The organism is Vibrio sp. SCSIO 43009 (genome assembly GCF_023716525.1).
GTDB lineage: Bacteria > Pseudomonadota > Gammaproteobacteria > Enterobacterales > Vibrionaceae > Vibrio > Vibrio alginolyticus.
Genome location: NZ_CP071842.1, coordinates 1,351,466 through 1,371,048, shown reverse-complemented (window position 1 = coordinate 1,371,048; position 19,583 = coordinate 1,351,466). Strand labels below are relative to the sequence as shown.

The following is a 19,583-nucleotide window of genomic DNA, read 5'->3' as shown; positions in this document are numbered from 1 at the left end:
CCCTGTTAAGGGGTGAGCAACGCAATGCAAAAGCCGCCGCATACCACCTTAATCACTTAAACCAACGCATAGTGAAAATGCCACGCATTGCGAATCCCTCTTGAACAGTTTGTTATGTGCTTACTCCAGCAACCCACGAGACCACAACGACACAACAACATCCATTTGGCTATTATGCACTTTAGACTCGGAGCCACATGACTGAACCCAGAGTTTTTTGATATTGTTTTGCATGTCTGGATTTTCGTTTAGCAGCCTAACTGCCTCTAATGCATATTGTTTATTTAGAACTGATTTTGTATAGCTTCCTCTGGGCACACCAACGACAAAGCCACTTTCAACTAAACCTAGAAAAGCGTTTTTTGGACACCCTTTTTTGATGGAAGCAGCATTTTCCTTGAACTCTTTTTCTGCAGCTGTATTCCAAGCTTCAACTGGACAGACTCCAGTTTGAGCGATGTGAGTAGCTTCTACAGCAACATCACCATATTTGCTCATTTGACCTCCTGCACATAACGCCCAGTTAAGGGGTGAAGCACGCAATACCGATGTTGCCGCATAGCACTTCAACACCGAAACCAACGCATACCCAAAATGCCACGCGTGCTGAATCCCTCTTGAACTGTTTGTTATGTTCGTAGCTTTTGTAACCCTTGTATTACTCGGTTGGTCGAATCTATTAAGTCTGTACGCTTCAGTTTCGTTCGAATAGCCAAAGCCTCAATAAACTGCTTTTCAGCGAGTTCATAGTTACCAAGCTCCACGTTTAATTTACCCAAGTGTTGTAAACTGAAACTCAAAGAAAGCACACAACCGTAATCTTGGCTTTGTAAGTATGCTCTTTCAGCACCCCCCATATCACCTGCGTATTGCAACGCAATACCCGAAATATGAGTAGACCAAAACTTGTGCTTATCGCTAGATGTCGACATTTGGACGTTGGAAGCTAGCCAATAAGCCAAACTACAAAAACCTATAACACGCAAACAATCGGCTACTAAAACTTGCTGCCACTCTAGCTTTTCTGTTTCGCCTAAAACCTTAAATTTTAAGCATTTGTAAATAGTTAAAGCAAGTTTATGGAAAACGCTGAAAGTTACCCTATCCCTTTGATAGCCCACAATTTCCTCCAAGAACATAACGCCGCATTAAGGGGTGAACAACGCATTCCACCCAAACTAAACCATTGTGCCGTAAACACTAAAGCCAACGATAGAATGAGAAATGCCAAGCGTTGGGAATCACTCTTAAATGCTTTGTTATGCTTAATTAATCGTCGGGGAATGTCATAGCAATTTTACCCCATTTTTCTTCTTGCTCATCCATGAATAAATCTTCCTGACAAGGATCGTATTTAGGATGGTCACTATCCCAAAAAGGGTATTTCAATAAAGCCTCTAGTCGCCATAATTTCGCCACATTCAAGAGCATCTCGACTTCCCATGGTTCGACAAATATCGTCCCATTATCATGTTTACCTACCAATTTTTCTAACTCGGAAAAATTTTCTTTTTTTGCGTATACCAGAATCTCATCAAAAACTTTCGGTGGCAAAAAATATTCTTTCATAGTTTATACTTTTTGATTAGTATTTATCATTATCTCAGCCAACTCTTCTAACCGCATTTGCAACTCTCTTGCTGGCATTGGTTTTGAAACGTTAAGTAAAGGATGGTCTTTATCTAAATAGTTAAAACACAATCCTTCTGGCAGCTTTTTACCAACACTTAACTTCCAAGCCCGTCCACTAACGAGCTGCTTTCGTAATTTTTCTAAGGAGTCAGCAAAACTGATTCCAAACTTTCTATTAGGGATAATCAATGCGTTGTCTGGAACAAACGGATCTAATGCATAATGAAGATCCTTTCCTAACCTTAGCTTTTGTAATCCTGGATGAGAGCCCCTACCGCAGCGCCATACATCATTTTGTAAACCTTCCAAAGTTCTTTGGGAGAAACTACAGTATATAGATCTTTAATGTTCAATCGAGTCATAACTTTCCTTGTTTTTTGAGTAAAAATTGTATTCCTATTCATGTTGGAGCATAACGCCTCATTAAGGTGTGAGCAACGCTACTACCAAACCTTAACCATATCACCGTAAACACAAACCCCAACCTTTACACCAAAAATGCCAAGCGTTGGGAATCACTCTTAAATGCTTTGTTATTGCGCTAGTTATTACCGCAAGCCAAAGCACCCTTGATGCTGCTAACATTTTTCAATGTATTATCGAGCAATAAAGGAACTGATATAATGCGAGACTTGATCAAAGCAAAGTCAAAGCTTGAACTACCAGAAGGCATGCTTTCAAGCGTAATAGATGCTATGGCAGATTTGCACCCACAGCTACCTATATTTTTTTCTAGTGTCAGCTTCATATCTACTAGAGTTAGATTGTTACGGTCATAAGTATCGCTAGTATCAATAGAAACACAATTTGAAAGTGTATTCTCGAAGTCAACGAAACTACTTGCAGTCTGCTGCGCGAACGACAAAAAGGGGAGGCAACAAAATAATAAAATACAGATTCTAGCCAACATAAGTTCCACCATTAGTTTTTACATTCGGTTGGTATTTGATACTTAACATAAGCTTCCGAGCATCTGTTTTTTTGATAAACGCTCTAAGTTCATTGAAGAAGCGTCCTTCCACTTCGATACAGCCATGGCTGTATCCTTTAGTTGAATCATGAAGGTAAAAGCCACTTCTCGAAGGTCTGCATCTTTTTTTGGTAACCTCGTCGTATGGTTCAAAGCGCACCCGATTATAGCCCCAGTTAGCCCAGTAAGGATCACACTCGCCTGCGCTTTCTCCACGCGGTATTTCTTGAACCTGCCATGATGGTTTAAGCACACAAAAGCCAGAACCATCATCTTCAGCCAAAGCTCCCAATATAAGAGGAATATAGTATTTTCCCTCTGGGACAGGACCTTTATCTGGAACACACTGGTCTTCAGGGTATTGATAACCCTTCATTCCAGAAGTCGCTTTAAAGGTACCGCGCCCGTGCCACTTCAGCTCTGTTCCTGTATAAACCAAACTCTCCATGTGTAACTCCTTTTCACTTTGAAAAGGCAAATATTCACTCAAATGAATAACGAATTAAACTGTATGTTTTTAGTTTAATTTATCGCATCTTATGCCAGAGACAGGCGGTAATTGAAATTGCGATCAATGCAACACTATCGCCTAGCGCTATAACGCCCTGTTAAGGTGTGAGCAACGCAATACATAAGCCGCAGCATACCACCTTAATCACTTAACCCAACGCATGGTAAAAATGCCACGCGTTGCGAATCACTCTTGAACAGTTTGTTATGTTGAAACTCAGCACGTGTTTTACATTAAACTTTTACCGCATTTTCAACTGCATCAAGACTTCCAGGTGTCAAAGACAGCTTCAATATTATGACCATCTGGATCATGAACGAAGCAGGCATAATAGTTCTCGGTATAGTGAGGTCGCGGTCCTGGAGCTCCGTTGTCTCGCGCTCCTGCTGAAATAGCTGAGTTATAAAACTCTCGAACCTTTTGCTGACTCGCCACACGGAAGGCAATATGAAAGCTTGTTAAAGCACCCTCAGTCTTAGCACTACAGATCTCGAATAAGAAGCCCTTACCGAGGTCGAAAGCCCAAAATTTACCTTTTTCACCAAATGCAATTTTGTACCCTAGTGGACTAAAAGCTTCTTCATAAAACTTCCGGCTTCTTTCTAAATCACTAACGGGAATTGTAACGTGAACAATCATGTATATACCTAAGATATTGTGTGGAAGAAGAGATTAGCTGAATACCTGTGGGCTTTGAAGCCCTATTCAACATAACGCCCTGCTAAGGGGTGAGGCACGCAATGTCGAAGCCTACGCATACCACCTTAATCACTAAACCCAACGCATAGTAAAAATACCACGCGTGCCGAATCACTCTTGAACAATTTGTTATGTTGAGATGTTAAGCAACGCGTTCATGACTATCTAGCATCTTCACAGGCAACTGGTTTTCAACCAGAAAATGGTAAAATCTTAGATCTTCAATTAAGTCAGGAGAAGCTAGTTCAAAGTCTTGATATGTCTGATTTTTGAAACGAAACCTTACCGTATGTTCAAACCTTTTAGTTTGCGCATACAAAATTTCATTAATATCAGCAGTATTTATACTTGTCCCTAAAAGAGATAAACTATTACCATCAAGCACAACTTCTAGCGACTGTTTCGGTTTAGCTGCTAAATACTCAGCAGCTAAAGATACAGCACAAAAAAATACGATGTATCCTAATTGTGTTAAAAATGGAGCCTTAGATATCTCGACTAAGTAGTAAGCAAACATGCCACAAATTAATACTCTAGTGATAAAGCTATACATTAATTTAAAACTGACCAATTTACTTTGTTTCAATAAAGTTTTCATAACTTCCTTCTCAACATAACGCCCAGTTAAGGGGTGAGCAACGCAATACAAAAGCCGCCGCATACCACCTTAATCACTTAAACCAACGCATAGTGAAAATGCCACGCGTTGCGAATCCCTCTTGAACAGTTTGTTATGATTAAATGCACTCAACAACTTTAAACGTATAGTCATTATCCTTAGTTAGGACTAGAGCTTTGTCTTTCTTTAGCATATGCAATTTACCACTATCTACTTTGGCACAATCATGAAATTCAAAAGCGTCAAGATAGTACGTAATAATCGGGATATAGCGTTCAACGGCATTTTGATAGTTTGGGGGGACTGTTTTTATAAAATACCAACTTGAAATAGCCATTGATGCAAAAAACCAATACCAGATAACTGAACTATTTAAGGAAAATGATTTGCCCTTTCTAAACCGATCTCGTTTTGAAAATAGTAACTCATAAATTGCCAGAATAATTAGTACAACAAAGAGGAAAATGAAAGCGATGCCAGGGAAAAGCATTATACCAACGAAAACTCTAGTGTTAGAAAGTGTTCCAGGATCGATTTTGTAAAATCCATTTATAACTTGGTTAGACACAGCATATAGTGTACTTAAGAAAATAGCACTAATCAGGGATAATAATATTTTCATCCAGCCATTCTCAGAATATTTGCTGAAAAGCGGAATAAACCATTGAGCTAAAAATCTAATTCCAAATCCAAAACCTAGCACAAAAATCAAAAATGTGAGATTTTCATAGCCAGTTGTCGTAAGAGCTATGCCCACAGTACTAAATAGAATACTTAGAACAACTTTACCACTTGGAACATAAACACTAACCACAAAACCTCTCCTTAATTTAAGGTGTGAGCAACGCAATACCGATGCCGCCGCATACCACCTTAATCACTAAATTCAACGCATAGTGAAATAGCCAATCTGGATTATGGAGAACAACTAAAAAGAACCCAACTCCATACCAAAATACAACATTCCGTGTCAAAAACACCCTAAACCCGATAAAATTGTCTTCCAAGTGAGCTAGCACTGCCTTAGCGTGAGCATCTTGCGTTTCTTTTACTAATTTACGCAAAGCTAAAATATCTGGATGGGTCATATTTATTGCCTTGATATAGATAGGAATAAGTATTCCTAAACAAGTAAATGCAGCAGATTGTGGATCTTGAAAACTCAGGCAACTCAATCCCAATGTAAAAGCCAGTATACCTAATACTGAGTTAAGAAACTCGGATTGCCGAACGACATTGTTCTGAACACTATCAATATCTATAAGTCCAGTTTTGATATGTTTCGTCTCCATAAACCCTCCTAGAACATAACGCCGCGTTAAGTGGTGAACAACGCCAGCCACCAAACATAAACCATTGTACCTTAAACACTTAACCTAACTTGAACTGAGATCGCCAAGCGTTGTGAATCCGCCTTAAACGCCTTGTTAGGCGAAGTTTTCCACTAGTGTTTAAGTTGTTTTGAAAGCAGATTACCCGAAACAAAATAAGCAACCAAACACCCACTGACTTTTTGTGATTCAAGAACCATAAAAGCCACTATGTTTCAGCCGAAATTTCAACAACCACGAAATAAAGACTTTCAGCGTTCAAGTCGCTTTTGAGGAAGCGAGACGTAAAGCTGCAAACTTAAAGCGAGCACAAAAGCCTCAATTAACTTGCCCCTTCCACACTTTGAGCCAGTGAAACTCACAACCAACCGACTGTAAAAACCAATGAGACAACCCGCGAACCTTGGTATGTTTTACGGCCAGAGAGATTCGAGAATTTGAGCCGACAATGTTGAATTGCCGACATAGAAAAACGAAAGCTCAAAGAGAACTAAGAAGATGAGAACAAAGAACTTTCCTGCCCGTCGCCTAACGCCGCGTTAAGGTGTGAGTAACGCAATGCCGAAGTTTCTGCATTGCACCTTAAACACCAAAACTAACGCAAATTAAAAATGCCAAGCGTTACGAATCACTCTTAAACGCTTTGTTATGCGAATTTTTCAACTCTGCTGACTGAATAGTTGTGGTAATGAGCTCTTCAAAAAGTTCTAACTGCCCAGCTGGAATTAATTGATTCTGAATGGTTTTTCGTTTACTTGAGTCAAACAGCCACTCTGCCACCCAACCAATGAGATACATCAGTGAGAGACAGCCTCCTGCAGTGGCTATGTTACCTTCTACTACTAGAGGCAGATTCTGAACGTCTCCTCCCATCTTCTGTAGAACATCTTTAGCATCTGGATTGGTTGTTAATGGCTTACCTTTTAATAAACCGAGCTCATGAAGGATGAATGAACCAGCACATATCGAGCCAATTAGCTGTTTGTTTGGGTCAAGGCTCAACGCTGACATAAATTCAGCATCTCTCATCGCAGCTGGAATACCACGTTTACCACTAGTGATAAGAACGACATCTTGGTTAGTCACCTCTGAAATATGTCCGTCAGTTCTAACTTTCATGCCAAGGTGGGAATGATGTTCTGGCTTAGTTCCCAGTATGCTGACCGTCCAACTATCGGTTGTTCTCCCAAGCAAATCATACATAAGAAAAAAGTCTACATCTGTGAAATCATCAAATATAACAACGCCAACTTTGTACATAAATCCCTATTCCTTTCGCTGACCTAATGAATCGCATAACGCCCAATTAAGGGGTGAGCCACGCGACCACGACACTCAATTTGGACACCGTAAACACTGTAATAAACCCAAACCAAAAATGCCAAGCGTGGGGAATCCCTCTTAAATTGTTTGTTATAAGGCGGACTTTTAGTCAAGCGCCTTTTCTAACCAAACAGAGCTAATGTACTTGCCATTTTTCTTTGCATACTCATTAAATACGCCAACTTCTCGAAAACCAAAACGCTTATGCAAGGCAACCGAAGCGTCATTTGGTAATGCAATACCTGATAGAACCCTGTGGACTCCGTAATCGGAAATTGAGGAGAACAGCTTTGAGTATAATTTTGAACCAACTCCTTTACCCCTTGCTGTTTCTGCAAGGTATACGGTAACTTCCGCTGTATCCTCGAATGCTGAAATGTCCCTGTATGGCTGAGAACATGCAAAACCTAACAACTTACCATTTTCTATAGCGACGAACAGTTGATGCTTACTATTGTATGAGAACTGAGAAACCAGTTTAGACGATTTTCCTGCGTAAGTGCGCGATCTTCAAAACGCGCGTTAGTGTGCTCAATATAAAAATTGAAGATGTCTGTGATAGCTGCAATATCACTTAATTTCCCAACTCTAATTTCCACGAAAGTTCCTTTTATTTTCGAGCCTTATAACGCCGCGTTAAGTGGTGAACAACGCCAACCACCATACCTAAGCCATTGTGCCTTAAACACTTAAGCTAACTTGAACTGAAGTCGCCAAGCGTTGTGAATCCGTCTTAAACGCCTTGTTAGGTGCGTAGCCAAAGTTGGTAAAAGTCTGTTTCATCGTGCTTGGGGTTCTTACGCACGAACTCCCAGCCATTTCGCTTATAGAATGTGAGAGCTCGATGGTTAGTGCGGCTTACTGAAAGTACAGCACGCAAACAACCGGCTTTGCTCAAAGTGCTTACAATATAATCCTGCACTTTTGGAGCGAGTCCCAACCCACGAAAACTCGGCTTTAAGTAAATGAGATGCACATAGCCAGTCTCCGGCTCAGGTGAAAAACTGCGAAACTCTAACTGCCCTGCAAACTGACCATCCACAAATACATGGATATAGAACCATTCTGATGTTGCTAACCTGTCTAAGACTCGTTCACGATAACCGCTGATGAAGTCGTCGAAACCATCGTAATGCCCAAAACTACAAAAGTATGCATCTTTTCTCGCAGCAACGCATAATTCGAAATCATCAATGTTTATCTGCCGAAAAGCAATTTCCATACTTACCTTTTCCTTCAAGCACCTCACGCCGCGTTAAGTAGTGAGCAACGCTGCCACTGAACATAACCTATTACGCCGTAAACACAAAACTTGATTTAAACCAAAAATGCCACGCGTTGCGAATCTGCCTTAAACGCTTTGTTATGTCTCGTCTTTTTCGTCATCCGCTTGTGCGTCTTGAACATCTCTTTCTCGTACAAAGTAGGATACGAATTTCGATACAATTAAAAGCAATGACCCTAGTATGAATATCCAAGATCGAATTGAGGAAATAAGCGAGTTCAGTTCATCTATGTGAGTCAGGTGCTCTTCACTTAACTCTGCAAGATCAGACCGATTTTCATTAAAACCTTTCCAGTAATTACCTAGGTTGTATTCATCCTGTCCACCAATTAAATTTGAGTTTTGAATAATCTCGTTATATACCAAGTCTAATTTAAATCGCAAATTGTCATATCTTGCTGTCAGCGAGTCTCCTTCATAAAAGGCTTGATAGTAGAAAGACACAAGAACCAGAATCATACCCAAGACTTCAAGTATCCCAACAAGTCTATTTTTTTGATTTCCTGTCAACATTTCCTCCTAGAGACACGCCCTGCTAAGGGGTGAGCAACGCAATACCTAAGCCGCCGCAAACCACCTTAATCACTAAATTCAACGCATAGTAAAAATGCCACGCGTTGCGAATCCCTCTTGAGCAGTTTGTTAGCTGTGTTTTACAACACGAGCTTTGCTCCCAACATACCAAGAGCTGCGATAGCTACCATCGTAAACCAAAGGTAAATCATAAAAGATATGTATAACGAAAATAAACCTCTCACAGCTTTATCTAAGTTTGCACCTTCATCGTGCTGTAAGAAGTACGCTAGTTCTGCTGTAGGTATTGTTCCAGCAAAGCTCTTAAATTTGAACTTTACCATCATCAAGCCCATTGAGACTGGAAGACTAGATACTAATAAAATGATTCCCACCGAAGTCCAGACATTCTCAGGGGATTCATTACCTAAAACTACTGCTGCCCCGATCAACACTAAAAGCATTCCCAGAAAGCCCTTAAAAGATGACAACAATGAGTCTCTTGTTTTTATATACAGCCAGAATAGCGGCTTATCGAATTTTCTCATTTTTTCCTCAAATAGCTAACGCCGCGTTAAGTAGTGAGCAACGCTGCCACCCGACCTAAACCACTGTGCCGTATACACTAAAGTTGAATCAAACCGAAAATGCCAAGCGTTGGGAATCTGCCTTAAACGCCTTGTTAGGCTTAACTTTCACCATTTATCTGCCTTGCAAAATCTGCGTGAAAGCTGATTAGCTCAATACCATCAATTGCTCTTATTGATGCATTGCTGCCTTCAACAGTACAAAAAGGTGGATAAGCGAATAGCAGCTGACCAACCTTTAGCTCCAAATCGCTTGGAATGCTCAATCTTTCAATTGGGTCCTCGTCTACCCAAGCCAAAAATTGCTCCCAGGTACAACCAAATTCATCAATCTCACCAGTTTCAGCATTCAACTTAACCACCAAGTTATCTCGAATAAGGAATTGGTCGCCAAAGCAATCTTGAGCAATAGGAAAATCGCTTGCTTTAACTTCTCGATACAAGTTGTGGAAAGCGAATTCACCTTCTAAGAAGGTATTAACATTTAACAAGCGTTCTTGTGCATCGTGAGAGCGAACCTGTAGACCGCCTGAATACAGTATTTTCATAGTTTCCTCTGTAAGCCTAACGCTCTGTTAAGGGGTGAGCAACGCAATACTGAAGCCGCCGCATACCACCTTAAACACTAAAACCAACGCATAGTGAAAATGCCACGCGTTGCGAATCCCTCTTGAACAATTTGTTAGAAGTTTGCTCACCTAGTGCTCCGACTTTCCCTTTTCGCGTCATGTGGGAAACAGTTTGTATACGCACGAGCGACATGACTTTTGCCATTGTCATCTATGACTACACAAACGAGATTGCACGGATTTCCCAATGCACTGCGCCAATTGTGATGACGCTCCTCATATTCTGCTTCAAATTCAACATAAATGTATGCTGAGCGAACCCATTCAAACGGAATTGAATGTTTTACAAGCAACCCTTTAAAAATCTTTGAATAACGTTCAGTCATGAGGTCAAAGTGCGGGTAATATGGAGCAATCTGTTGGGAGCAAAGGTCTATTGAAACACGCTTGCTTTGAAGGTGGTCTACGGACAGGTAAAGCTTACCGATACCCCAATAACCATCGACATCATTGTTTCTACTCCGAAACGAGCCAATAATACCGCTTGCAATACTACCTAGTTCTCTCCTGCGTCCCATATTTATTCCTAAAACTTCTAACGCCGCATTAAGGTGTGAGCAACGCTACCACCAAACCTAACCATACCACCGTAAACACAAAACCCACGAAGGAATGAAAAATGCCAAGCGTTGGGAATCACTCTTAAATGCTTTGTTAGCTTTCGTACTCTACGACTTCAGCATTTTTTAGTTGATACCTTTGTAACAAAACCATTGCCCTTTCAGAAACTAAGAGTAGCCCTGTATCTGTCACGCTAAAATCGTCTTGATCTATAGTTCCAGAGACTTGGAACCACGAAAAACGAGGTAACGTACACTCTGGATATAGTTCTTCAAATACGTCAGAAGTAGATATTTCAGCCACTTCCAGATTGTATCCTGACAACTGCGATGAGCGTAAGGCCATTACTAAACGCTCAGAGACTAAAAAGCATGGAAATGAAGTCAATAAATCATCACCTAACCAACCATCAAACTGAAAATGTAGCTTTTCTATTATCGGTGGATGCAAATCGAAATTTACCAGCGTATTTTCACCCAAGCTTCCTGGAACTTCTGGTTCGATCAAATATTGGCTCATTTCATTCTCCCAAAGAAAGCTAACGCCCAATTAAGGTGTGAAGCGCGCAACCACGACACTCAATTTAACCACCGTAATCACCAAACTTAAACCAAACTAAAAATGCCAAGCGTGCTGAATCACTCTTAAATTGCTTGTTAGCCCTATGCCCAAAGGTTGCACGCCTCTACCGCTTCGACTTTAACACCGAAACTTGAAATGCTAGGTAACGTGGCATTGTGGTGCTCTCGAATTTGAGCCCCACTGGCGTGCTCCTTATCATGAGTTGTGTGAGCATCCGAAACCAAAGTTACGGGGTAGCCTAAACCTGCAGCTCTGCGAATGGTGGTATCAACGCAAAACTCTGAGGCGTAGCCACACACAATTAAGCTATCTACATCGAGTTCATTCAAAACACTTTGAAGATTAGTATTCAAGAAAGAGTCTGGTGTTGTTTTGCGAACGAAATGGTCACCAGTTTGTGTAATTAAGCTCGACTGCAATGCCCAACCAGCGCTTTCGTATTCAATAACAGATTTAGGTTGCTCGTGCTGAACAAAGATAACTGGGACAGACTTAGCACGCGCCAATTTCGTAACTTCATTAATTTTGGTGAGTACGATTTGTGACTCAAATGGTTGAGGTTCCGGGTCGAACAGAATCGACTGAACATCAATAACTAATACTGCAGATTTCATTGTTTTCCTCTGATAGGGCTAACGCCCTGTTAAGGGGTGAACAACGCTACCACCCCAGCCTAAACCATTGTGCTGTAAACACTTAAGCTAATTCAAACCAAAACCGCCAAGCGTTGTGAATCCCTCTTGAACAGTTTGTTAGTTGCCAAGACTAAGGCTTTAACTTGAAGTTGATTGCAGCTTTGCCAACACCCATATTTCGTATTTTGAGAGACTTAAATCAGGCGCAGTTTAAAAGCGCCTGTCACTGAAACCACTTGGAATTTACAACGCCGTAGAAAACGGGCCTTGAACACCAAACAAACCTTTTTGAACGACAATGCAACAGAGCAGACTTTCAACAAGCTAATCAGCGTCTGAAACAGAAAACTCAAACTGAACAAGGAACCAAAGCACGATTTTCACAAACCCAAATAACTAGAAATTGAAATACGAAAACCTAGCCAAAAACCCATGGACATTAGCCCTAAACATTCTGCTTTAGGTACGTTTTTCTCGTTGGCAACTAACGCCCTGTTAAGGTGTGAGCAACGCAATACAGATGCTCCCGCATACCACCTTAAACACTTAAACCAACGCATAGTAAAAATGCCACGCGTTGCGAATCACTCTTAAACAGTTTGTTAGCTTTACGCAAAGTCCAGCGAATAAGTAAATATGCCACATGATCTACACTTGAACTTGTAGATTGCTGGGTTTCCACCTTTTTCATAGTAAGTGACTATTTGATGCCACTCATTAATACCTATTAGCTGATCGTTTAGTAAAACCTCTAATTCAGCTTCTTTTACCTGTAATAGATCAGACTTCTCTGCATCTCCATGAAATTCACAAGCATCGCCACAGTGCGATAGCCACACTTCTTGCTGCCATGAAATATAGCTTGGAGTTCTCTCGCAAACTTCCTTCACCACAGACTTATCAAGTCTAGCTTTCATCAATGGATGTGGATCAGCAAACTCTCCGTCGAATTTCTTCGCCGCCGAGCCATCAGAAATACACCAGGGACAAATAGTTTCTATGTCATGCTCAGAGTAAATAGTAGAAGTTGCCCTGTAGCCACGACTGACACCACAACATTCACAATTTTCATCTGTAACTTCTAAAGCACCCGTTTTAATGGGATCTGGATGATACTTAAATGTTGGTAATTCCATTGTACCTCCGAGTAAAGCTAACGCCTTGTTAAGGTGTGAGGCGCGCAATACCGAAGCTTCCGCATACCACCTTAACCACTAAAACCAACGCATAGTAAAAATGCCACGCGTGCCGAATCACTCTTGAACAATTTGTTATGTACGTGCTAAAGGTACACTACTGACTCCACATTGTTGCCCTCAGGGTCAATCAAAAACGCAGCGTAGTAGTTTGGAGCATAGTGTTTTCGTAAACCAGGCTTACCGTTGCATTTACCACCTAAAGATAACCCCGCTTGATGAAACGCAGAAACTTGTAATTTGTTTGATGCAGAAAAAGCAATATGGCACTTAGAATTACTGACGCCTTTTTCAATTAGAAACCTTACATTTGGCTCGCTCGAAAGCCCAAAGCCAGCAGCATTTTCATCTGACCACTTGAGTTCAATACCCAATGGCTCTAGCACATTCTTGTAAAACACACGACATTCTTCGAATGCAACTACCTTAATTTCAAAATGATCTATCACTCTCAATCCTTTAGAGTTGGTTACAATTTTCCTTAAAGTACATAACGCTTTGTTAAGGTGTGAGGCACGCAATACCGAAGCTTCCGCATAACACCTTAACCACTAAAACCAACGCATAGTAAAAATGCCACGCGTGCCGAATCACTCTTGAACAATTTGTTATGAGGCGCGCTCTCACTAGTGTTCAACTAGCCCCATTGTTTCAGCCGTAGATAAGGCATTAAAAGGGCTACTGATTTCGCCAGACAAGACCTCCACTTGTCGCTGGTCTAAATGCTGAATTCTTGAATCACTTGGCTTGTCAAAATAGATAAAACCTTTTAAGACTTCATTTAAAGTAGTGATATCTACTTCATTTAACACAGCCTTGAGATTGCTCGCCTCGACTTGAGTGCACTCATAGTCCTTAAGAAAGTGAATGTATAAGAATACTTCTCTTTTATCGTCAAGGCTCAAGCTTTCAAACCATTCAGATTTGGGGAAATCTAATATCGTTTGTTTACCAATTTTGTCGCACTCTTGCCATTTGTCATCCCATACTTTCAAGTAACTCAGCTTATCAACTTTCGCTGAGCAGCCAACGAGAAGCAGAGGCAATAGGTAAATAAATCCTTTTTTCATCATAAATCTCTAAGCTAAATAGCGACGCCTCATAACGCCCTGTTAAGGTGTGAGCAACGTAATACTGAAGCTACCGCATACCACCTTAATCACTAAACACAACGCATCGTAAAAATGCCACGCGTTGCGAATCACTCTTAAACAGTTTGTTATACGCGTAGTTCACACAAGATCTGTTTCAGTAAAGTTCGTTTTAAATGTGAAAGCAAATGGCGTATCTCCATGGTCTCGCAAATGTTGAAGGCGGGACAACGCTTCTTGTGGCGTTGGTATATGGCCGTCTTCAACCCACCATAAAACATAAGTATCTTCTGCCAATCGATGAAACCATTCGCTTTTGCGGCGCATGAAATCTCTATGGCCAGTGCGAAACATAAAATTTTTAAGTGAGTCAATATTTTCCCAAACTGACATATTTACAATCATGTTTGGATCATCAAACAACTTAATGCTTGTAGCATCACCAGAGTCGTCTTTTAAACGCCAGATAAAACCTTCACTTTCTTCAGCTATGCCATTAACCAGGTCTAAATTGTCTACAAATTCTTTAATTTCAGGCGCATCCAAAGAATATTTGGCAAGCGCAATATTTAACTGTGCTAATTTCATTTCATGACCCTCCTTGGTCAATAAGCGTATAACTCCGCGTTAAGTGGTGAACAACGCCAACCACCAAACCTAAACCATTATACCTTAAACACTAAATTCAACTTGAACTGAAGTCGCCAAGCGTTGTGAATCCGCCTTAAACGCCTTGTTAGGCGAAGTTTCCCACCGATGTTTAAGTGGTTTTGAAAGCAGATTACCCGAAACCAAATAAGCAACCAAACACCCACTGATTTTTTGTGATTCAAGAACCGCAAAAGTCACTATGTTACAGCCTCACTTTTAACAACCACGAAATGCGACCTTTCAGCGATAAAGTAGCTTTTAAACCTAAAGCTACGAAATGACAGCAAAAACCAGAGCCTCGATTAACTTGCCTTTGCCACACTTTGAGCCAGTAAAACTCGCTACCAACCAGCACCAAAAATGAATGAGGCAACCCACGAACTTTGGCATGTTTTACGGTTGGAGATATTCAAGAATTTGAGCCGACAACGCTCAATTGCCGACTTAGAAAAACGAATGCTCAAAGAGAACTAAGAAGATGAGAACAAAGAACTTTTCTGCGCGTCGCCTAACGCCGCATTAAGGTGTGAGCGACACTTGGCTATACTTGAGCGAAGCGAAACTGCCAAGCGTTGCGAATCACTCTTGAATGCTTTGTTATGCGTAATTTTTGACGTACTTTGTCATTGCTGTTTCCGAGACTGACAAACCGTCGATTCTATATTGATCTTTGAATTCTCCAACAACGTCGAACCCTACTTTTAGGTAGAGGTTCTTCGCTGGGAAATTCTCTGATAATACACAAAGATCAAGCCAGTCAATTTCGGCTTTTTCTTGGCAGAAATTTATAACCGCATCAATGAGTCGTTGACCAATACCTTGCTTCCGGCAGGAAACATCTACGCCCATACCAAGTAGAACGCGATGAGAACGGCTTTCATCACCGTGGTGGCGAAGATCAATGTGACCTTTGATACTTCCAGAGGTGTCTTTTACAACCCAGAGCTTTCTCCAACCTAAATCGCCAAAGTGATGGGAAAAGCCTTTGATAAACTTATCTTTTGTTGCTTCTGGAATTTCACTTTGCTCTCTGGACATTGGCTGGAAAAGAGGAACTTCTCCATTACCATTTTCAGACAGCTGATTTTCAAGATACGCAAAGAATGAATCTAAATCCGATTTTTCCGCTTCTACTACTTCCATTTAATACCCCGTAGTCGATCGATTACGCATAACGCCTTGTTAAGGTGTGAGGCACGCAATACCGAAGGTTCCGTATAACACCTTAACCACTAAAGCTAACGCATAGTAAAAATGCCACGCGTGCCGAATCACTCTTGAACAATTTGTTATACGAATTTCTTCAGTGCCAACACTTGCTGTTCAAATAACTCACAATCTGACTTTGAGTATGACTTGGCGACATTAACCCATTGAACGCCCGTTTCATCTATGTGACGAAACTCGACTTGAAGTGCATATTTAGAACAACGAAAAAGAGCAAAAACCAAACCTACAACCGTCAGACTAAGAACTAAAACTAGTAGCCATTGTGGCACCTCTTCCAACCTTGGAATAACTAACCAAACTGCCCCTGAAAAAACACATACCCAGAATAAAACTTGACCTAAATTATCAAGAAAACTTAACTTTTTAACCCTAACATTGTTTATCTTAGACAAAGGATATGAGTCTTTCTTAAACCTGAACTCTTTTGAATCCAAGTTAAAATCATTACTTTTGTACATAATTTCCCTCTATTCGTATAACGCCGCATTAAGGTGCGAACAACGCTAAACACCTAACCCAAACCATTACACCTTAAACATTAAAGCCAAGTGTAAACTGAGATCGCCAAGCGTTGAGAGTCACCCTTAAATGCTTTGTTATGAAACAATATTTTCGTAGCTGTAGATATGGTCTGCGTACAACTTACCACCTAATTCATAAGCTTCCGGCACGACTTTTGTCAAAGAGAAACCACTTTTAGTAAGCACTTTCTCTGAACCAACATTTCCTTCGGTCACTATTGCGCTGAACGATTGAATACCTTGTTCCTCCGAAGCCCACTCAATTAAAGCTTTTAAAGACTCTGTACCGAATCCTTGACCATGATGTTTAGGCAGAATTAAGTAACCAACTTCAGCTTTGCCTTCAGTTATACGGAAACCAGTAACACCTATTTTTTCACCCGTATCATTCAGTGTAATAGTCAAACACAACCAATGACCTGATCTTTTATTCCAAGTAGAAAGCCTCGACTCAAAGCTTTCCTTCATAGCCTCAGGTGATGGTTCATCAAAACATAGGCTAATTACTGCAGGGTCTTGATTCAAAGACTGAAACAAACCCCAGTCATCAGCCGTAATTTGAACCATTTCCAATCTATCTGTCTGTATCTTCAATTTCTGAACTCTCCTTGTTTCATAACGCCGCATTAAGGGGTGAACAACGCAAACCACCCTACCTAAACCATTGTGCCGTAAACACTTAAGCCAATTCAAACCAAAACTGCCAAGCGTTGTGAATCCCTCTTGAATGCTTTGTTAGTTGCCAAACCTAAAGCTTTGATTTGAAGTTAATTACCGCTTTGCCAACACTTGCTTTACGTATTTTGGAAAACTCAAATCAGGCGCAGTTTCAAAGCGCCTGTCACAGAAACCACTTGGAACAAACGGCGCCGTAGAAAACGAACTGACAACATCAAAAAGACCTTTTGGAGAAACAATGCCACAAAGCTGACTTTCAACAAGTAAATCGGCTTCTGAAACGGCAAACCAAACCATGAAAAGATCGAAGCTCGATTTCCGCGAGCCAAGACCCCGACATTCGAAGTGCAGAATCGAGCAAAGCACACGAACGATTAGACCTAAACACTCTGTTTTAGCTGCTATTGTCTCGTTGACAACTAACGCCTTGTTAAGGTGTGAGGCACGCAATACCTAAGCTTCCGCATAACACCTTAACCACCAAGCCTAACGCATAGTAAAAATGCCACGCGTGCCGAATCACTCTTGAACAATTTGTTATAAGGTTACGCACAACGAATGATTACTGTGCCTAACCCATAATCAACTTCACCAAATTGCTTGTTTAAGTGGATGCTTTTTGGCAGTACAAATCGGCTTTCAATTAAATCAAAGTCTATTGGCTTTTTTAAAATACAAAGATAACCAGTAGGATTAGAACTCCACGTATAGTCAGTAAGGACTTCATTCCCACTTTCCAAGAGCAATTCAAGAATTGGATTAAGAATTCGGTATTTGGGACCAATAACCTTATCTGTAAGCTCTATCATCAAATACCTTATAACGCCGCATTAAGGGGTGAACAACACCACCACCGAACCTAACCCATTGTGCCGTAAACACTAAAGCCGATTCAAACCAAGACTGCCAAGCGTTGTGAATCCCTCTTGAATGCTTTGTTAGTTGCCAAACCTAAAGCTTTGATTTGAAGTTGATTGCCGCTCTGTCAACACTGCTTTTACGTGCTTTGAAAAACTCAAATCAGGCGTAATTTCAAAGCGCCTGTCACTGAAACCACTTGGAACTCAAAGCGCCGTAGAAAACGGATTAACAACACCAAAACGCTCATTTGAAAAGACAGTGTCACAGAGCTGACTCTCGACCAGTGATCCGGTTTCTGAAACAGAAAAATCCAACCACAAAAGAAACCTGAGAACGATTTTCACAAACCCGAACGATTCAAAATTGAAGTACGAAACCCCACCAAAAACACACTAACTTTAACTCTAAACATTCTGTTTAAGCTGCGTTTTCCTCATTGGCAACTAACGCCGCATTAAGGTGTGAGCAACGCTACCACGAACCTTAACCATACCACCGTAAACACAAAAACCAACGATGGAATGAAGAATGCCAAGCGTTGGGAATCACTCTTAAATGCTTTGTTAGTTGTTTTTTTGCATACGTTCTAGAATATAGTCTTGCAGAGCTAAACCTTTTAACTTTTGCTTACAGCCATTTACTCGAACCCAAGTGTCACCAGAAGAATTAAAAAACAAACCAACGGTGTTTGATTTTGGGACGTTTACTTCAAAAACATATCCATTCTCGGTATTAATTACTGAGTGAAATCTAACAGTAATTTTTGTTGGATCTATCGCTGGCTGAATCGTACCAATTTTAGCGTTAACAACTTTGTTTATCTCGTCCTTTTGTGCCGTTGATAGATATAAACTTTTTACTTTACCATCGTCGCAAATACCCCAGAAAATACTACCACCCGACCCGTTAAGGAATGCAACCACATATTCGTCAACCAAATTCTGGATGGATTTTGCAGGATTATTGCCTTTTACTTCTTTGAACTCATGGGTCAAATCTTCTTCTAGAGAGCATACTTCACCCTCAACGAACCTATGTTGAACATTATCCTCAACTATTTCCAACTCATCAGGGAGAGACTCAAAAAACATTCTAAGTTTTTTAATACTCCCCGAACTCATACGGACAGACTGAGACATTTTATTTATAGATCCACAACTTTCGATCAAAGAATCTAGTTGCTCAAGCGCTCTAGTTTTACCAACCAATTGACCCCAAGTTTCAATTTGTCTATTTCGTTGAGGACCACTTTGTAAACCGCCGGGATAATACCTATCGTTGATTACTTCAAACGCAACATCTAAATCCCAGTTCTTATTAATGATCACAATTGCTTCCTATTATTCTGAAGTTTGGTAAAACAACTAACGCCCTGTTAAGGGGTGAGCAACGCAATACCAAAGCCGCCGCATACCACCTTAAACACTAAAACCAACGCATAGTGAAAATGCCAAGCGTTGCGAATCCCTCTTGAACAG

The 19,583-nt window shown here is 40.7% G+C and carries 28 protein-coding genes and 1 pseudogene; all 29 read right to left on the bottom strand.

Annotation, left to right across the window (positions count from 1 at the left end; genetic code table 11):
- Positions 1-120: 120 nt before the first annotated feature.
- The 29 genes and pseudogenes from J4N43_RS06625 to J4N43_RS06420 all read right to left on the bottom strand — a co-directional run bounded on the left by J4N43_RS06625 (position 121) and on the right by J4N43_RS06420 (position 19,433).
- Complete coding sequence (locus J4N43_RS06625) at positions 121-498, bottom strand: DUF6979 family protein (RefSeq protein ID WP_053350300.1); 378 nt, start codon at positions 496-498, stop codon at positions 121-123.
- Between the two features lie 131 nt (positions 499-629).
- Positions 630-1,139, bottom strand: a complete 510-nt coding sequence (locus J4N43_RS06615) for a hypothetical protein (RefSeq protein ID WP_053350299.1) — start codon at positions 1,137-1,139, stop codon at positions 630-632.
- A 130-nt stretch (positions 1,140-1,269) separates the two neighbouring features.
- Entirely contained in the window at positions 1,270-1,569 is a 300-nt protein-coding gene (locus tag J4N43_RS06610; protein ID WP_158159694.1) for a hypothetical protein, read from the bottom strand.
- Between the two features lie 3 nt (positions 1,570-1,572).
- Positions 1,573-1,941 (bottom strand): hypothetical protein, encoded by a 369-nt coding sequence (locus tag J4N43_RS06605; protein WP_053350297.1) that lies wholly within the window; start codon positions 1,939-1,941, stop codon positions 1,573-1,575.
- 232 nt (positions 1,942-2,173) lie between these two features.
- The gene (locus tag J4N43_RS06600) at positions 2,174-2,542 is read right to left on the bottom strand and encodes a DUF2195 family protein (RefSeq protein ID WP_053350296.1); all 369 of its coding nucleotides are present in this window, start codon (positions 2,540-2,542) and stop codon (positions 2,174-2,176) included.
- The gene (locus J4N43_RS06595) at positions 2,532-3,050 is read right to left on the bottom strand and encodes a L,D-transpeptidase family protein (RefSeq protein ID WP_010448432.1); all 519 of its coding nucleotides are present in this window, start codon (positions 3,048-3,050) and stop codon (positions 2,532-2,534) included. Before J4N43_RS06595 ends, J4N43_RS06600 begins: the two co-directional genes overlap by 11 nt.
- A gap of 324 nt (positions 3,051-3,374) precedes the next feature.
- Positions 3,375-3,752, bottom strand: a complete 378-nt coding sequence (locus J4N43_RS06585) for a VOC family protein (RefSeq protein ID WP_053350295.1) — start codon at positions 3,750-3,752, stop codon at positions 3,375-3,377.
- A 202-nt stretch (positions 3,753-3,954) separates the two neighbouring features.
- Positions 3,955-4,410, bottom strand: coding sequence for a hypothetical protein (locus J4N43_RS06575; RefSeq protein WP_053350294.1), 456 nt, complete (start codon positions 4,408-4,410; stop codon positions 3,955-3,957).
- Between the two features lie 139 nt (positions 4,411-4,549).
- Positions 4,550-5,245, bottom strand: a complete 696-nt coding sequence (locus tag J4N43_RS06565; RefSeq protein WP_053350293.1) for a hypothetical protein — start codon at positions 5,243-5,245, stop codon at positions 4,550-4,552.
- Positions 5,246-5,261: 16 nt separating this feature from the next.
- Positions 5,262-5,723 carry a DUF3265 domain-containing protein gene (locus J4N43_RS24585; RefSeq protein WP_053350292.1) on the bottom strand — a complete coding sequence of 154 codons (462 nt, stop codon included), beginning with the start codon at positions 5,721-5,723 and terminating at the stop codon, positions 5,262-5,264.
- A gap of 660 nt (positions 5,724-6,383) precedes the next feature.
- Positions 6,384-7,022 carry a DJ-1/PfpI family protein gene (locus tag J4N43_RS06550; RefSeq protein ID WP_053350291.1) on the bottom strand — a complete coding sequence of 213 codons (639 nt, stop codon included), beginning with the start codon at positions 7,020-7,022 and terminating at the stop codon, positions 6,384-6,386.
- 168 nt (positions 7,023-7,190) lie between these two features.
- Positions 7,191-7,684 (bottom strand): annotated as a pseudogene (locus tag J4N43_RS06545) (GNAT family N-acetyltransferase).
- A gap of 146 nt (positions 7,685-7,830) precedes the next feature.
- Positions 7,831-8,307, bottom strand: coding sequence for a GNAT family N-acetyltransferase (locus J4N43_RS06540; protein WP_053350290.1), 477 nt, complete (start codon positions 8,305-8,307; stop codon positions 7,831-7,833).
- 141 nt (positions 8,308-8,448) lie between these two features.
- Positions 8,449-8,883, bottom strand: a complete 435-nt coding sequence (locus J4N43_RS06535) for a hypothetical protein (RefSeq protein ID WP_053350289.1) — start codon at positions 8,881-8,883, stop codon at positions 8,449-8,451.
- A gap of 140 nt (positions 8,884-9,023) precedes the next feature.
- Positions 9,024-9,431: a hypothetical protein gene (locus J4N43_RS06525; RefSeq protein WP_053350288.1), complete on the bottom strand. Its 408-nt coding sequence runs from the start codon at positions 9,429-9,431 to the stop codon at positions 9,024-9,026.
- A 140-nt stretch (positions 9,432-9,571) separates the two neighbouring features.
- A complete protein-coding gene (locus J4N43_RS06520; protein WP_053350287.1) occupies positions 9,572-10,018 on the bottom strand; it encodes a hypothetical protein in 447 nt (148 codons plus the stop codon).
- A gap of 146 nt (positions 10,019-10,164) precedes the next feature.
- A complete protein-coding gene (locus J4N43_RS06510; RefSeq protein ID WP_053350286.1) occupies positions 10,165-10,617 on the bottom strand; it encodes a hypothetical protein in 453 nt (150 codons plus the stop codon).
- Between the two features lie 136 nt (positions 10,618-10,753).
- Entirely contained in the window at positions 10,754-11,179 is a 426-nt protein-coding gene (locus tag J4N43_RS06505) for a hypothetical protein (protein WP_053350285.1), read from the bottom strand.
- Between the two features lie 143 nt (positions 11,180-11,322).
- Entirely contained in the window at positions 11,323-11,856 is a 534-nt protein-coding gene (locus tag J4N43_RS06500) for a cysteine hydrolase family protein (protein ID WP_053350284.1), read from the bottom strand.
- Positions 11,857-12,485: 629 nt separating this feature from the next.
- The gene (locus J4N43_RS06490; RefSeq protein ID WP_053350283.1) at positions 12,486-13,013 is read right to left on the bottom strand and encodes a CbrC family protein; all 528 of its coding nucleotides are present in this window, start codon (positions 13,011-13,013) and stop codon (positions 12,486-12,488) included.
- A gap of 146 nt (positions 13,014-13,159) precedes the next feature.
- Entirely contained in the window at positions 13,160-13,522 is a 363-nt protein-coding gene (locus J4N43_RS06480) for a VOC family protein (protein WP_005386966.1), read from the bottom strand.
- A gap of 177 nt (positions 13,523-13,699) precedes the next feature.
- Positions 13,700-14,146 (bottom strand): hypothetical protein, encoded by a 447-nt coding sequence (locus tag J4N43_RS06470; protein WP_242013345.1) that lies wholly within the window; start codon positions 14,144-14,146, stop codon positions 13,700-13,702.
- A gap of 159 nt (positions 14,147-14,305) precedes the next feature.
- Positions 14,306-14,752, bottom strand: a complete 447-nt coding sequence (locus tag J4N43_RS06460) for a DUF3291 domain-containing protein (protein WP_053350281.1) — start codon at positions 14,750-14,752, stop codon at positions 14,306-14,308.
- 660 nt (positions 14,753-15,412) lie between these two features.
- Positions 15,413-15,958: a GNAT family N-acetyltransferase gene (locus J4N43_RS06455; protein ID WP_025502561.1), complete on the bottom strand. Its 546-nt coding sequence runs from the start codon at positions 15,956-15,958 to the stop codon at positions 15,413-15,415.
- Between the two features lie 146 nt (positions 15,959-16,104).
- Positions 16,105-16,503: a DUF6232 family protein gene (locus J4N43_RS06445; RefSeq protein WP_025539256.1), complete on the bottom strand. Its 399-nt coding sequence runs from the start codon at positions 16,501-16,503 to the stop codon at positions 16,105-16,107.
- 138 nt (positions 16,504-16,641) lie between these two features.
- Positions 16,642-17,133 (bottom strand): GNAT family N-acetyltransferase, encoded by a 492-nt coding sequence (locus tag J4N43_RS06440; RefSeq protein ID WP_053350852.1) that lies wholly within the window; start codon positions 17,131-17,133, stop codon positions 16,642-16,644.
- 204 nt (positions 17,134-17,337) lie between these two features.
- Complete coding sequence (locus J4N43_RS06435) at positions 17,338-17,541, bottom strand: hypothetical protein (protein ID WP_033906602.1); 204 nt, start codon at positions 17,539-17,541, stop codon at positions 17,338-17,340.
- Between the two features lie 248 nt (positions 17,542-17,789).
- Positions 17,790-18,053, bottom strand: coding sequence for a hypothetical protein (locus J4N43_RS06425; protein WP_053350853.1), 264 nt, complete (start codon positions 18,051-18,053; stop codon positions 17,790-17,792).
- 615 nt (positions 18,054-18,668) lie between these two features.
- Positions 18,669-19,433, bottom strand: a complete 765-nt coding sequence (locus J4N43_RS06420) for an ATP-binding protein (RefSeq protein WP_053350854.1) — start codon at positions 19,431-19,433, stop codon at positions 18,669-18,671.
- Positions 19,434-19,583: the final 150 nt, after the last annotated feature.